The following is a 15,829-nucleotide window of genomic DNA, read 5'->3' on the forward strand; positions in this document are numbered from 1 at the left end:
TTTTAGTTGCAGAGAGGATGTCTTTCACTAATGGATAATAAGACTACACAGTATGATAAACGTCTATCGGAATACAGAGACAGACTGTTACAACGGAATAAGGAAATGACAACGGACGATGATGAGCTGATCGATTCGATCATCAATCAGAATGAACCGGAAAATAGCAAAGCTGACGGTAAAGCAGATGGTACATCTGAGGAGAAAATGGCAGATTCTGTATCAGATGCTTCTTCGGCGAAAGAAACACCGGTATCGGAATCCTATAAGGAATATGCAGACAAATTAGAGTCGGTATTAAAAGAGGTTGGGGTTGCGACAGCGGAGAAGTCCGAATCGAAGCAGCCGACAGAGAGAATAAAAGAAGACCGTGTAGCCGAAGAACGGAAAAGGCTTGCTTATAAGAAGCTCGGTTATGAAGAACAGACGCAGGATGATACCATGGAATCTGAGGCAGATATGGATGAATCGGAAGAAGATGGACATACAGTTGCTGATGTATTTGCAAATCTGAGAGAAAGTGTCCGGGATGCAGTAGGTGAGGCTGAGAAGAAGGTCAGAAGCCGGAAGCCTGTCAGATCAGAAGTGGGTAATGATGGACAGAAACGATCATTTCGACTGAATACACTCGGTAAATGGGCGGTTACAGGCATTGTATTGTTCGTAGTATTCCTGATCCTTACGATCGGTTATGTATCGGCGAATAAATCTTATAAGTATAATCAGATGGATATTCGTCCGATCAAGAACAGTGATCTGGTTGTCAACGAAGGTGTAAAAGAACAGACAAAGGGTTATACCACGATTGCACTTTACGGAGTTGATTCCAGAGATTCAAATCTGGATACAGGAACAAACAGTGATGCGATCATTTTACTCAGTATCAATAAAGATACAAAAGAAGTTAGGATGGTTTCGGTATACAGAGATACATTGTTACAGATACAGAGCGACTCTCAGACAACTCATAAGGTCAATTACGCATATCAGCTCGGGGGTGCTTTAATGTCGATCAATACGTTAAATGCAAATCTGGATCTTGCTATATCGGATTATATTACCGTTGATTTTAATGCTATGGCAGATATAATCAATGCGCTGGGAGGCGTAGAGGTAACGGTAACAGAAGATGAGGTAAATAATCTGAACAAGAATCTTGCGGAACAGATCGGTATTTCGGGAAAATATTCCGAGGGCGTTCATGAGGCGGGAACGAAGGTATTAAACGGACAGCAGGCAGTTGCATATTCCAGAATCCGAAGCACGGGTAAAGGAGATATTACCAGAACCATGAGACAGCGTACCGTATTACTTGGTCTGGTAAATAAAATGATAAATGCAGACAGTAAGATGATATCGAATCTGATCGATGTATCCTTTAGCTGCATATTAACCAGTCTTACAAAGGATGAAGTGACTTCGTTGGCGAAAGATATTGCTGACTATAAGATTACAGGAAATATTGGATTCCCGTTCTCTTATACACCGATGTCCTTAGATGGTAAAGGCAGTGTGATCGTAGCAGCGGATCTGAATGCAAATGTTACAGCATTACATGAATATCTGTATGGAACATCGGGTTATACTCCGTCGACTACAGCATCATCTATAAGCACAGAAGTATCATCGGAAACGGGAGTAGCAGCAACAGAAGCAATTGATATAGATAAGGTATCAGGCGAAACTGCTGTTACAACACAGGAAAGCAGTGAAGCTTCGAGTGAATCGGCAACAAATGGATCTGAAACAGGTTCGACAACAGAAGTACAGACGATCACGACACCTCCGGCGGGAATGATAGAAAATGAATAATATCAGAATCCGTCTGAGACTTTTCACAGGGAAGATTCCGGTGCTGACAGTGATCATATGTGTGATAGTATTACTTTTCGGGAAATACAGACAGATGGAATATGTCCGGGCGAATGAAACCGGAGTAATAGAGATAGAAAATACAGAGATCTTACCGAAGCAAATATTTTGCAGGCGCAATACCAATGACAGCTTCCCTGTACGTGGGGTATTGCTTCATGAATGGATTAAAGATATAAGACAGAATCTTGCATGGGCAGGTATGACAGAACGATATATCGCTCGTATGGGACTGCATGAAAAGGTATGTCAGATGATGTTTGTAAATCCTGAGAATCTGGTTTTAAGTCATGATGTGACCAAGCTGGATAAGGAATTTAAGTCGGCGCTTAAGAAGTATCCTGTCGGTGGGATTATGCTGAAATCAAAAAACATACAGACGAAGAAACAGCTGAAAAAGCTGTTGAAGAAAATGCAGGATAATTCTGATATTACACTCTTCCTTGCTGTAGATGAGGAAGGCGGAACGGTCAGCCGCGTAATGCAGAAGCTTGGCAATATAGATGGTGGCGATATCGGATCAATGTATGATTACAGAAATCTGGGTGGAGATATTGCGTATGAGAATGCAAGACAGATCGGAGATAATCTGTCGTATTATGGATTTAACCTTGATTTTGCTCCGGTAGCAGATGTATGGTCAAATCCGGGAAATACAGTCATAGGAAAGAGAGCTTACAGCAATATTTATAGTGAAGCGGCGGAATTAATTCCATATGCGGTGCGCGGTTTTCATGCAGGCGGAGTGCTCTGTACTTTGAAGCATTTTCCCGGGCATGGCAATACAAAAGAAGATTCCCATTATGGAAATGCATATGTATATGAGACGAAAGACGATCTTGAAAACAATGAATTTCAGTCATTTCGGGCAGGAATTGATGCGGGAGCTGACTTTGTGATGGTAGGGCATATGATCGTAACCGATATATCGAATATCCCATCCGATCTTTCTAAAGAGATCGTGACAGATATTCTTCGGACAGAACTTGGGTTTTCCGGAGTGATCATTACGGATTCGTTGCAGATGGAATCAATTACCGATACATATTCAGCCGGGGATGCTGCGATCTATGCGGTGGCTGCAGGAAATGATATGATATTGGAACCGGAAAATCTGGAACAGGCAGTTGAGGGGATAAAGCAGGCGGTAAAAGATCAGATTATTGCGGAGGCTCGGATCAACGAAAGCGTAAGAAGAATTTTGGTGATGAAGCATACTGCTATTGAGAAAGAATAGACCGATTGGGCAAATTCAAATACAAAACGCACACAATGCAGATTGTATATTTTAAAAGTAAAAGACACGATTTCAATGGAAAAACCATTGCAATTGTGTCTTTTTGATTTGCAATAATTTATATTGGCTATACAAAACACTTTATAAAATTAAGTTTGCAAACTATCTGACAATTTGACGAAAAAAGTTGTTTACAAACGGAAAAAAAGATAGTATGATTACAAATCATAAAAAGCACAGAGCCGCATTTGAGAATTACTATCAGATAACCTGACTATAAGATCTCTACAGGTACTGTCAATAAGTTGGAAAGGAAAACGAGCATGGAAGATAACAGAAACGTAGTAAATCCAGGGTTATACAGTGAAGAATACGAACATGATAACTGTGGTATCGGTGCCGTTGTTAATATCAAAGGCATTAAGACACATGAAACCGTAAATAATGCGTTAAAGATTGTTGAAAATCTGGAACACAGAGCAGGAAAAGACGCAGAAGGAAAAACCGGTGATGGTGTAGGTATCCTTCTTCAGATTTCACATAAATTTTTTAAGAAAGCAGTTGCGGAGCTCGGATATGATCTGGGTAAAGAACGTGATTATGGTATTGGTATGTTTTTCTTTCCGCAGGATGAACTGCCAAGAAAACAGGCAATGAAGATGTTTGAGGTTATTGTCGAGAAAGAGGGACTTGAGTTCCTGTGTTGGAGAATGGTTCCGACTACTCCGGGAATTCTTGGAAAGAAGGCTGTTGATGTTATGCCGTGCATTATGCAGGCATTTATCAAGAGACCTGACAGCGTGAAAACGGGACTTGATTTTGACCGAAAGCTTTACTTTGTCAGAAGAATATTTGAAGAAAGTAATGATGATACCTATGTACCATCACTTTCCAGTAAAACGATCGTATATAAAGGTATGTTCTTAGTTGGAGAACTTCGTAAGTTCTATAACGACCTTCAGGATCCGGATTATGAATCAGCGATCGGACTTGTACATTCGAGATTCTCCACGAATACAACTCCTAGCTGGCTTCGGGCACATCCGTATCGTTATCTCTGCCATAATGGTGAGATCAATACGATTCGTGGAAATGAAGATAAGATGATCGCCAGAGAAGAGACAATGGAATCTACGATCATGCAGGACGAGATGTACAAGGTTATGCCTGTACTTGATCCAAATGGTTCCGATTCCGCAAGACTGGATAACTGTCTTGAATTCCTTGTATTAAATGGTATTCCGCTTCCGCTGGCAGTTATGATCACGATCCCTGAACCATGGGAAAATGATCGATTTATGAGCCAGGAGAAGAAAGATTTCTATCAGTATTATGCAACAATGATGGAGCCATGGGACGGACCTGCATCGATCCTGTTCACAGATGGAGATATCATGGGTGCAGTGCTTGACCGTAACGGACTCAGACCTTCCAGATATTATATAACAGATGATGATTATTTGATCCTTTCATCTGAAGTTGGTGTGTTAGAGGTCGATCCATCTAAGATTGTGAAAAAAGACCGTCTGAGACCGGGACGTATGTTGTTAGTCGATACAGTGAACGGAAGATTGATATCAGATGATGAGATCAAGGAGAAATATGCAAAAGCAAAGCCATATGGTGAATGGCTTGACAGTAATCTGGTTCATTTAAATGATCTTAAGATACCGAATATTCGTGTAGAAGAATATACAGATGAAGAGCGTGCAAAACTCCAGACCGCATTTGGTTATACATTTGAAGATTTTAAAAATACAATCTATCCAATGGCTGAAAAAGGAGCAGAGGCAATCAGTGCAATGGGAACTGATACTCCGCTTGCAGTATTATCAAACAGCCACAAGCCATTGTTTAATTACTTTAAACAGTTATTTGCACAGGTAACAAATCCTCCAATTGATGCGATTCGTGAGGAGATCGTAACATCGACTTCCGTATATCTCGGAAAGGATGGAAATATTCTGGAAGAGAAGCCGGAGAACTGTCATGTATTAAAAATCCATAATCCGATCCTTACAAATACAGATCTTTTAAAGATCAAGAATATGAAGGTAGAGGGACTTAAGGTTGGCGTTCTTCCGATTCTTTATTATAAGAATACATCACTCGAAAAAGCTTTGGATCGATTGTTTGTAGAAGCAGACAAGTTGTATCGTGACGGTGTGAATATTCTGATCTTATCAGACCGTGGCGTAGATGAAACTCATGTTGCGATTCCTTCATTATTAGCTGTTTCGGCTATGCAGAAGCATCTGGTAAGAACAAAAAAGCGTACATCGGTTGCAATCATCCTTGAGAGTGCCGATCCTAGAAATGTTCATCATTTTGCAACGCTGCTTGGTTATGGTGCGTGTGCGGTTAACCCATATCTGGCGATCGAGACGATCAAGCAGATGGTTGACAGTCACCTGTTAAACAAAGATTTCAATGCGGCTGTTGATGATTACAATGCAGCGATCATGCATGGTATTGTAAAGATCGCATCCAAGATGGGTGTATCAACGATCCAGTCATACATGGGATCACAGATTTTTGAATGTATCGGACTTTCAAAAGAAGTAGTCGACAGATACTTTACTAATACAGTAAGCTGTGTAGGCGGTTCTGGTATCAAAGAGATCGAGGAGACGGTAGATGCTCTTCATTCATCAGCATTTGATCCGCTTGGTTTGGATACTAACCTCGCACTGACAAGTATCGGTGCACACAAGTTCAGAAGTGGCAAGGAAGAACATCTGTATAACCCACAGACGATCTACCTGTTACAGCAGGCAACCAGACGTGGTGATTATAACCTGTTCAAGCAGTACACCGCATGTCTGGAAGATGAGACAAAACCATTCCATCTGAGAGGCCTGATGGAATTCAAATATGCAGAGAATCCGATTCCAATGGAAGAAGTAGAGCCGGTTGAATCAATCGTAAAACGATTCAAGACAGGAGCTATGAGTTATGGTTCTATCTCACAGGAAGCACATGAGTGCATGGCGATCGCAATGAATACGATCGGAGGCAAATCCAATTCCGGTGAGGGTGGAGAGTCCATTGAACGATTAACGATAGGAAAAGATGGCAAGAATCGTTGTTCAGCTATCAAACAGGTAGCTTCGGGACGATTCGGTGTTACATCCAGATATTTGGTCAGTGCAAAAGAGATTCAGATTAAGATGGCGCAGGGAGCAAAACCCGGTGAAGGTGGACATCTTCCGGGAGGCAAGGTATATCCTTGGATCGCAAAGACCAGATTGTCAACTCCGGGTGTCAGCCTGATCTCACCACCACCTCATCATGATATCTATTCGATCGAGGATCTGGCACAGTTGATCTATGATTGTAAGAATGCAAACCGGGATGCAAGAATTTCTGTAAAGCTGGTATCAGAAGCCGGTGTTGGTACAGTTGCAGCCGGTGTAGCAAAGGCAGGAGCACAGGTTATCCTGATCTCCGGTTATGATGGAGGTACCGGTGCGGCACCCAATAACTCTATTCATTATGCAGGACTTCCTTGGGAGCTTGGTCTGGCAGAGACACACCAGACATTGATCAAGAATGATCTTCGTAATAAAGTTATTCTGGAGACAGATGGTAAGCTGATGACCGGACGTGATGTTGCTATCGCGGCGATGCTTGGCGCAGAAGAATTCGGATTTGCGACAGCTCCACTGGTAACAATGGGCTGTGTAATGATGAGAGTGTGTAATCTGGATACCTGTCCGGTTGGTATTGCTACACAGAATCCGGAGCTTCGTAAGAGATTTAAGGGCAAACCGGAATATGTTATTAACTTTATGAAATTTATCGCAGAGGAGCTTCGTGAATATATGTCGAAGCTTGGTGTCAGAACTGTGGATGAGCTGGTAGGACGTTCCGATCTGTTATATGCAGGTAAGGGCGCAGAGGACAGAAATGTTGATCTGTCACTTATCATCAATAATCCATATATTGATGCACCTCAGAATAAGATAAAATATAACGAGAAGCATCCATATGACTTCCAGCTGGAGAAGACGATCGATATGCGTGTTCTGTTAAAGAAGCTTGGACCTGCCCTTGAAAAAGGACAGAAGAAGAGCATCGAGATCGATGTTACAAACACGGATCGTTCCGTTGGTACGATATTTGGATCAGAGATTACAAAACGTTATGGAGAGACTTTGGAGGATGATTCCTACCTTGTAAAATGCAATGGCGCGGGTGGACAGAGCTTTGGTGCATTTGTACCGAAGGGACTGACGCTGGAGCTTGTTGGTGACAGCAATGATTATTTCGGAAAAGGACTTTCCGGTGGTAAGCTGATCGTATATCCACCACGATCTGCCAGATTTGTCCATGAAGATAATATCATCATCGGTAACGTAGCACTTTATGGAGCAACCAGCGGTAAAGCATATATCAATGGTGTAGCCGGTGAAAGATTTGCTGTTCGTAACTCCGGTGCAACTGCAGTTGTAGAGGGCGTCGGTGACCATGGATGCGAGTATATGACAGGCGGTAAGGTAGTAGTTCTTGGACGCACCGGAAAGAATTTTGCCGCAGGTATGAGCGGTGGTATCGCATATGTATTGGATATAGAGAATGATCTGTATAAGCGCCTGAATAAGGGAATGATTCATGTCGAGGCCGTAACCGATAAATACGAGATCGGTGAATTAAAGCAGATGATCATGGATCATGTAAATTATACAAATTCAGAGGTAGGAAAACGGATTTTGGATAAGTTCGATGAATATCTTCCAAAATTCAAGAAGATCATTCCAAAGGATTACGAAAAGATGATGAACACGATTGTCGCATTGGAAGAAAAAGGTCTGAACAGTGAGCAGGCAACGATAGAAGCATTTTACAGGATTAAAAATGGAGGTAAATAGATATGGGAAAGCCAACGGGATTTTTAGAGTATGAAAGAGAAACCAGTATAGAGATCGCTCCGGAAGAAAGAATTAAGAATTTCAATGAGTTCCATATACCTTTAAGTCTTGAAGAGCAGAAGATCCAGGCTGCCAGATGTATGGACTGTGGTGTCCCGTTCTGTCAGGCAGGAATGATGATCGGCGGTATGGCATCCGGTTGTCCGTTGAATAATCTGATACCGGAATGGAACGATATGATCTATAACGATAACTGGGAGCATGCTTATGCGAGACTGAGCAAGACCAATAATTTCCCTGAATTTACCAGCCGTGTATGTCCAGCTCTCTGCGAGAAAGCCTGTACCTGTAACATTAACGGAGATCCGGTATCGGTAAGAGAGAATGAACGTGCGATTATTGAATATGCTTATGCAAATGGTCTGGTAAATGATCAGCCTCCAAAAGGAAAAACAGATAAAAAGGTTGCAGTGATAGGCTCCGGCCCGTCCGGACTTGCTGTGGCAGATATGTTGATCAGCCGCGGGCATGAGGTTACTGTATATGAGAGAAGTGACAGACCTGGTGGACTGTTAATGTACGGTATTCCGAATATGAAGCTTGAAAAAGAAGTGATCGACCGCAAGATTGCATATATGGAGAAACGAGGTATCCGTTTCGTATTAAATACAGAAGTAGCAACCGGAAAATCTTCGGCGAAGGCACCTTATCCAAAGGATGATCAGATAACAGGATACCTGAAGAATCCAAATCAGAAGTATGTAAAGGCGGAAGATCTGTTAAAGGAATATGACGCTATCGTACTTGCCTGTGGTGCTTCTAATCCGAGAGATATCAAGGCAGCAGGCAGAGATGCGAAGGGAATCTATTTTGCGGTAGATTTCTTGAAGACAACCACAATGAGCCTTCGAAATTCGAAGTTTGCAGATAAACAGTTCGTGAACTGCAAGGGAAAAAATGTTCTGGTCATTGGTGGTGGTGATACCGGTAATGATTGTGTAGGAACGGCTGTCAGAGAAGGGGCAAAGAGTGTCACACAGCTCGAGATGATGCCGAAGCTTCCGGATCAGAGGGCGGAGAATAATCCATGGCCGGAATGGCCTAGAGTCTGCAAGACAGATTATGGTCAGCAGGAAGCGATCGCAGTATACGGACATGATCCTCGTATCTATGAGACAACAGTTAAAGAGTTTATAAAGGATAAGGATGGAAATGTCAAAGGAGCAAAATGCGTAAAGCTTGACTGGCAGAAAGATCCAAAAACCGGTCGTATGAATATGACAGAAGTACCTGACAGCGAATATGTGATTGACTGTGAAGTGGTTTTGATCGCGGCAGGATTCCTTGGAAGCCAGAAGTACGTAGCAGACAGCTTTGGTGTAGAATTAAATGAGCGTACTAATGTAAAGACTGCATGTCCGAAGTCTTATGCAACAAATGTTCCTAAGGTATTTGTTGCCGGTGACATGCACAGAGGACAGTCTCTGGTCGTATGGGCGATCCATGAGGGCAGAGAGGCAGCGGTTGCGGTTGATTCCATGCTGGTTGGATATACGAATCTTATGTAACATAAAATAAAGGGAAAAGCTCTCTTTTGAGAAGCAGGCTTGTAATAGTCTGTTATCCGAAGGAGAGCTTTTTGTTGTGTGCCCGGAGCAGGAGCCGGACTGACTGTTATTATAAATTTAAATAAGCCCTTCTCGAAAAGAAAAGGGCTTATCTAATATCTTCAACAACAAAGAAAAAAATTATGAATTAAGAACTGTCTATATAGTATCGGATAATTATGAACAAATTATGACCATAAAAACAACTATTTGAAAATATAAAGTAATTTTTTTTTGACATAAAGTGTGCATTTGTGCGATATGAACAAAAAAGTTTTATTCGCTTTGTGTATATTGATATTTTACTGTTTCTTTGTTATTCATATATAAATTTAATGTAATAAATGGTCGACCGGGAGATAAACTGGAAGTCCGTCTTTATACTGGAGGGATATTTCACCGATGATCAAAGGACGGAGATAGTCGATCATCTCGTCTGTGACATCATTTCCATCCGGATGGATCCACTCTGATGGTACGGACTTTGCTTCATTTGCGATCTTTGATACATCAGCCGACTGGATCACCCATTGATATGGATCATTGGAGATACGATTGATCGTAACCATGATACCGGTCTTACCTTCAGCGGCATATTTGACTGCGGCCTGCCCGAGAGCAAAGGATTCTGTGATATCTGTTCTGGAAGCAATGTGACCTGCACAGCGCTGCAATACATTTAATTCGATTGAACGAACTTTTACACCGATTTCATCACGTACAAGATATTCTAAGGCTTTTCCGGCACCACTTAGCTGTGCATGACCGAATTTGTCAGCAACTGCAGAATCAGAACTGATATAATTGCCATCAGCATCGTGGATTCCTTCTGAGACAGCTACGATAACCGTTTTTTGTTTGGTAAGCTTGTTTTTTACATCTTTTAAGAACTGCTCTTTTGAGAATGCGACTTCCGGCAGATAGATGAGATCCGGTGCCTGACTGTAAGTTGTTCTGGCAAGTGCAGAGGATGCTGTGAGCCATCCTGCATCGCGCCCCATTATTTCTACGATGATAACAGCCGGAATCTTATAGATATAAGCGTCGTGTGCAATCTCAAGCATGGTGGAAGCTACATATTTGGCAGCAGAGCCAAAGCCCGGGGTATGGTCGGTTGCATATAGATCGTTGTCAATCGTCTTTGGTATACCGACGATCCTGACATCAGAATGAATACTTTCTGCATATGCACTGAGTTTCATAACCGTATCCATAGAATCATTTCCACCAATATAGAAAAATGCTGCAATTCCGTATTCTTCAAAACGTTCAAAGATCTGTTCATAAGGCACAGGATCTTTATCGTAGTCCGGAAGCTTATATCGGCAAGAACCGAGATACATGGCAGGTGTCAGTTCGAGGGTATTTAACATCGGGAAATGAGAAAGAGCCATCAGAGACATATCCATCAGATTATTTTCAAGTACTCCGGTTATGCCGTGGAGAGAACCGTAGATACGGGTGAAGCTGCCGGATTTTTTTACTCCATCGATCACTCCGGCAAGAGAAGCGTTGATGGCAGCGGTTGGACCGCCGGATTGAGCTACGATGCAATTTTCTTTTTTCATTTTGATTCTCCATTCTTTTGTGTAATAAAATTAAAAACCGTTTTCTAATCATAGAGACCGGTTAGGGTAATGATTCCTTTTTTGTATAAAATGTCAGGAACATAAGACATTTTGGATTTGCGAAGCCCGGGAAGTCCCAGATCCTCTTCTCTGTTTACATATGTGTAATTTTGAAGTTCGTTTGCAACAAATGTTTTGTTGATCATAGGATAGATGCCGTCAATGCTGTCGTCCGCTTTCTCAAAATGTACATCAAAAGTATCATTGGTCAAGGGCTCGCCCAGTGTGAATGCAGAAGGAATGTGATTGACGTATATGATTCCGCCTGTCATCTGCATTTTTCTCCTGTTTGACAGGGCTTTTCGGATAATATTATATTCATAAGCATGTTCTTCGGCAAGCTCAGGCTGTAGGACATCGTGTTTTTCCACCCAATATCTGGCGATCGCAAGACATGCATCTATGTGTTCGTCCGTGATCGTGTAATATTCATAGTCCGGGTAATTACGCATGAAATTATTGATATGATTACGTTTGCCGTGCAGCTTTTTGCCACGGAGATATGTGAGCTTTTCTACCGTATAGATATAGTCAAAATCACCGGGATCCAGTGTGTAAGGGAATTCCTTTCCATACCAGCCTGTGATAATTTCATAGATTTCCGGTGTAGCACAGTGTACACATGGTGTAACACCCTGAGCATGAAAATAGGTACAGACTTCATCAAATACAGAACGCGCATTCAGCAGATAATCCGGGTTCTGTATATCTTTTATAAAATCTGTACCAATGCCGATCGGAAAGGTAAAAGAAGAAGGTTTGCCATCTTCTTCAGCTATAAAAACAAGCATTTCTGAAAGAATTACATAAGAGACATGGTATTCTTCTGCCCATAGAATTGCATTGCCGGTACAGAAGCCGCAATCTTTAATGCTGCTTCCTTTCAAATAGCGGTTTAAAATGTCAAGTTGCGATAAATTTGGTTTAATAAGTTCCATTTTTATATATCTTTCTAATGATTTATAATTCTGATTAATTTTATTCCGGACTGTAAAGCAGTGTGCGGAGATTCTTTCTTCCGTAGGTCATCAGTCCGTCAATGATTGCTTTTTTGTTGTCATCGGAGGTCTCTATATCTACCATTTCCAGAAGTTCATTTACATATCCGCTCCATTTTTCATATATTTTACGCTGAGCTTCATCAGAAACCGGTGGGAGAGAGAGGGATGCATGGACGTTGGATTCGTCTTCGCCGGAATCATCCGAGATCCGGTAAACAACGGAATCGGGAGTCAGAGCATCCTGACCATAGGCGATGGAATATAGTTCCTCTGTTCGCACAAGACCGCAGTCGTACATCTCGATAACCAGATCACGAATACATTCATCTAATTTGTTGAAATAGTGTTGATACCGGATTTTCATGATCTCATCGGCATCGGCCATATCTTCTTTGTTGTACCAGTATCCCATGCTTTCGTCAATATCATCAATTTCGTCAAAAAGATCATTTTCAAGATTCCGTTTGGCGGCGGCAGATCGTTTGCTGCGTGTCGTTGATACCTTTTTCCCGGAAGAGCTGATTGTCCAGATAATCAGAAAAATAAAAACCAGAAGCAATAGGATGCCAAATATAATTGTCAATATTGTTTTACTCATATCGGTTTACCTGCCATATTTTATTAATCCCTGCCTTGTAAAAAACAGTAGAAATTTTCATACTTAGATGCATTATACTACAGGGATAAAGGTTTTTTCAATTCTTCTGACTGAAAAAAAGAAACCATTATTCAAATTTTAGGTATTGCATGTAAAAAAGGCCTATAGTATAATTACGTTAAAGCTGAGATGTACTAAGCTTCTTGCGATTTTGAACCTACATTTGAATAAAAGGGATTCCTATATTGCTGCTTGTGATGTCATGCCTCTTTAATACGTGGAAGACAGAGATTCAGTTGCGGTTGCCCACCTAGCATTGGCTAGGACTCAAAATGCAGGAACGCATTTCAGTTTTATACGAAAGATAAAGAGCAGCATCTAAGATGCTGCTTTTTCTGTGTTAAAGTATACCCGAAAAATGGAGAATATATGAAAAAATTAATCAAATTTATTACATTATGCATAACATGCCTGTTGGTTGTGGGTACCCTGTATGCGGCAAAGATGGCAGTAAGCGAGAAAACGGATGTGGATGATATTTTTTCACGGGCGGATATCAGTATATTTTCGAATATAAGAGAACGTACGCAGACGGCGGCAGAGCATGCGGATAAAAAAAGTAAAGAGACAGATACAAAAAAGAAGAACGGACAGGATGAGAAAAAAGAAGCAGAAATAAAACCTGTGGTGCCGGAACAGGTGAAGGTACTGTTGTCGAATCATGGAGTCTATCTACAGGATACGGTGAGCATCAGCTGTGCCGGAACATATAATGTAAATGTGGACGGAAAGAAGACCATCTCGTATAAGAGAAATGATGTATTTGATGTAGCGGCATTTGCTGAGGAGAATACATTTGACTATATCACGGTGGAGCCTGAGACCGCTTCTGACCGGATCGTACTTAAAAATTTTGAAAAATCAGACGGAACGCCATCCTATCACGGGACTATACACATACAGAAAAAGGAAGGGTATATCGTTACAAATGAGATTGATCTGGAAGAGTACCTGTATGCGGTTGTATCCAGTGAGATGCCATCTTCCTATGAGAAGGAGGCATTAAAGGCACAGGCAATCTGTGCCAGAAGTTATGCGGTAAACAGAATCCGAGATCATGCATATGAAAAGTATGGTGCCGATCTTGATGATACGACAGCCTGTCAGGTATATAACAATATATTTGAAACACCGGAAACGATAGAGGCGGTACAGGAGACTGCAGGTGAAGTGCTCACTTGCGATGGCGATATGGTGCAGGCATATTTTTTTTCTACTTCATGCGGAACCACATGCAGAAATGATGATGTATGGGGAGGAGATAAATTGTCATATCTGAACGATCAGTTGGAGACTTATGCAGAGACCGAAGCAAAGCTAAATAGTACACCTGTTATGCTTGATCATGGATATTTTCAGATCGGGGATGGAAGACTGTCTACAGAGGAGGTTTTTCGTGATTTTATAGATAAGAAGATATATGTGAATAGTATTGAAAAAGAAGAACCGATGTATCGCTGGTCGATAGACTATAGTAAAGAGCAGATGCAGTCAGCTGTGTCACAGGGGCTTCCGCAGGTGGCTGCCGGTTCTCTTACTTTTTATGATAAAGAGGGGAATGAATCGGATGCAATAACCGAATTTGCGGGGCAGGAAGCAGAAGAGATTCTTGGGACGATAAAAAATATCATAATAACAGAAAGAGGAAATAGCGGAATCGCACAAAGTATGGTAATATACGGAAAACAGGGTGCTGTAAAGGTTGATGGCCAGATGGCGATCCGGCAGGTATTATATCCGTTTGAAGTCGAAATTGTAAAACAGGATGAGAGCAGAGTGAGCGGATGGTCGTTGTTGCCAAGTGCATATTTTTATATCGAAAAGGACAAAGAAGGGGCGTATCATCTATATGGCGGCGGTTTTGGCCATGGTGTCGGAATGAGCCAGAACGGAGCAAACGATCTTGCGAAAAAGGGCTATAAATATGAGAAGATTCTGCTGCATTATTTTTATGGAGCAGAAATAAAAAAAATAAATGAGACAGGATTTGTAACAGATGAAAAAATACAGGAATAAGGTCACAGGGGTGATAGACAGAGTTCAGAATATTGCTATTGTCCGGATGGTTCAGGGAGTGATGGGAATTAACAAAGACAATCAGTTGTCTGCGTTTGCGGCACAGGCAGCTTTCTTTTTACTGCTTTCATTTTTTCCATTTGCCATGATGCTCCTGATCGGTATACGATTTTTGCCGGTGACTCAGGCAGAATTTGTGGCATTGATAGAAGAAATCATTCCCGGTGATATGGCGAATATGCTCAGTTATATGGTGGATGAGATCTATAGTGCTCAGGTTGGGATGACAATGATCATATCAGCGATTGTAGCAATCTGGTCGGCAGCAAAGGGAACGATGGCGATCGAACGGGGACTCAATTTTATGGATCGGACAAAGGATACTAAGAATTATATATTAAGAAGACTGACAAATGCATTATATACGTTAATTTTCTGCGTTATGCTGATCGCACTGGCAGGTGTATATGTTCTGGGAAATACGATCATGGAAGATATACTGGCAAAGACGAACTGGGTGGATTATTCAGAAAAGGTATTTTTCTATTCGAGACTGTTAACCGCACCGGTATTGGTATTTGCCGTTATTCTGCTGATATACTGTCGTTTGTCGGATAATCACCTGCGCCTTAAGACAGCAATACCGGGGGCGGTATTTACAACCGTATGCTGGGTTCTGTTATCAGCAGCGTTTTCTTCCTATCTTACTTATTTTGGAATCAATACTTATATGTATGGGAACCTTGGAAGTATGGTAATCGCTATGCTCTGGTTATATATATGTATGTATATCCTGCTGCTGGGTGCTGAATTAAATCTGTTCTTCAGGGATAGTATACGGGATATTTTTATTAAGCTCAGGGATCAGATTCAGAAAAAATTCTCGGGAAAAGAAAAAAAATAGCAGAAAAATATTGAAAAATATGGATGAGAGAAATA

General features: G+C 41.5%; 9 protein-coding genes. 6 read left to right on the forward strand and 3 right to left on the reverse strand.

Annotated features, from left to right (window positions below):
• Positions 1-30 precede the first annotated feature (30 nt).
• The 4 genes from GT641_RS00270 (at position 31) to GT641_RS00285 (ending at position 9,548) form a co-directional block, all read left to right on the forward strand.
• Positions 31-1,812 (forward strand): LCP family protein, encoded by a 1,782-nt coding sequence (locus GT641_RS00270; protein WP_161116542.1) that lies wholly within the window; start codon positions 31-33, stop codon positions 1,810-1,812.
• A complete protein-coding gene (locus GT641_RS00275; protein WP_161116543.1) occupies positions 1,805-3,109 on the forward strand; it encodes a glycoside hydrolase family 3 N-terminal domain-containing protein in 1,305 nt (434 codons plus the stop codon). The genes GT641_RS00270 and GT641_RS00275 overlap by 8 nt, the downstream gene beginning before the upstream one ends.
• Before the next feature lie 323 nt (positions 3,110-3,432).
• Positions 3,433-7,980, forward strand: a complete 4,548-nt coding sequence (gene gltB / locus GT641_RS00280; RefSeq protein WP_008401271.1) for a glutamate synthase large subunit — start codon at positions 3,433-3,435, stop codon at positions 7,978-7,980.
• Between the two features lie 2 nt (positions 7,981-7,982).
• A complete protein-coding gene (locus tag GT641_RS00285; protein WP_119962924.1) occupies positions 7,983-9,548 on the forward strand; it encodes a glutamate synthase subunit beta in 1,566 nt (521 codons plus the stop codon).
• A 371-nt stretch (positions 9,549-9,919) separates the two neighbouring features.
• On the opposite strand, the gene GT641_RS00290 is transcribed toward GT641_RS00285, so the two are convergent.
• Genes GT641_RS00290 through GT641_RS00300 form a run of 3 tightly spaced genes read right to left on the reverse strand, consistent with a single transcriptional unit; the run spans position 9,920 to position 12,814 of the window.
• Complete coding sequence (locus GT641_RS00290; protein ID WP_119962925.1) at positions 9,920-11,155, reverse strand: 6-phosphofructokinase; 1,236 nt, start codon at positions 11,153-11,155, stop codon at positions 9,920-9,922.
• Positions 11,156-11,199: 44 nt separating this feature from the next.
• Positions 11,200-12,153 carry a phosphatidylglycerol lysyltransferase domain-containing protein gene (locus GT641_RS00295; protein WP_008401274.1) on the reverse strand — a complete coding sequence of 318 codons (954 nt, stop codon included), beginning with the start codon at positions 12,151-12,153 and terminating at the stop codon, positions 11,200-11,202.
• A gap of 40 nt (positions 12,154-12,193) precedes the next feature.
• On the reverse strand, positions 12,194-12,814 hold the full coding sequence (locus tag GT641_RS00300) for a hypothetical protein (RefSeq protein ID WP_161116544.1): 621 nt from the start codon (positions 12,812-12,814) through the stop codon (positions 12,194-12,196).
• 429 nt (positions 12,815-13,243) lie between these two features.
• On the opposite strand from GT641_RS00300, the gene GT641_RS00305 reads away from it, so the two are divergent.
• A complete protein-coding gene (locus tag GT641_RS00305; RefSeq protein ID WP_161116545.1) occupies positions 13,244-14,890 on the forward strand; it encodes a SpoIID/LytB domain-containing protein in 1,647 nt (548 codons plus the stop codon).
• Positions 14,871-15,794 (forward strand): YihY/virulence factor BrkB family protein, encoded by a 924-nt coding sequence (locus GT641_RS00310; protein ID WP_161116546.1) that lies wholly within the window; start codon positions 14,871-14,873, stop codon positions 15,792-15,794. Before GT641_RS00305 ends, GT641_RS00310 begins: the two co-directional genes overlap by 20 nt.
• Positions 15,795-15,829: the final 35 nt, after the last annotated feature.

It is taken from the genome of Clostridium sp. BIOML-A1 (genome assembly GCF_009874105.1).
Classification (GTDB): Bacteria; Bacillota; Clostridia; order Lachnospirales; family Lachnospiraceae; genus Coprococcus.

Excerpts from the sequence above, each read along its gene's own strand:
- GT641_RS00310 (WP_161116546.1), top strand. The coding sequence starts at position 14,871 with ATGAAAAAATACAGGAATAAGGTCACAGGGGTGATAGACAGAGTTCAG.
- GT641_RS00270 (WP_161116542.1), top strand. The coding sequence starts at position 31 with ATGGATAATAAGACTACACAGTATGATAAACGTCTATCGGAATACAGA.
- GT641_RS00295 (WP_008401274.1), bottom strand. The coding sequence starts at position 12,153 with ATGGAACTTATTAAACCAAATTTATCGCAACTTGACATTTTAAACCGC.
- GT641_RS00275 (WP_161116543.1), top strand. The coding sequence starts at position 1,805 with ATGAATAATATCAGAATCCGTCTGAGACTTTTCACAGGGAAGATTCCG.
- gltB (WP_008401271.1), top strand. The coding sequence starts at position 3,433 with ATGGAAGATAACAGAAACGTAGTAAATCCAGGGTTATACAGTGAAGAA.
- GT641_RS00300 (WP_161116544.1), bottom strand. The coding sequence starts at position 12,814 with ATGAGTAAAACAATATTGACAATTATATTTGGCATCCTATTGCTTCTG.
- GT641_RS00305 (WP_161116545.1), top strand. The coding sequence starts at position 13,244 with ATGAAAAAATTAATCAAATTTATTACATTATGCATAACATGCCTGTTG.
- GT641_RS00285 (WP_119962924.1), top strand. The coding sequence starts at position 7,983 with ATGGGAAAGCCAACGGGATTTTTAGAGTATGAAAGAGAAACCAGTATA.
- GT641_RS00290 (WP_119962925.1), bottom strand. The coding sequence starts at position 11,155 with ATGAAAAAAGAAAATTGCATCGTAGCTCAATCCGGCGGTCCAACCGCT.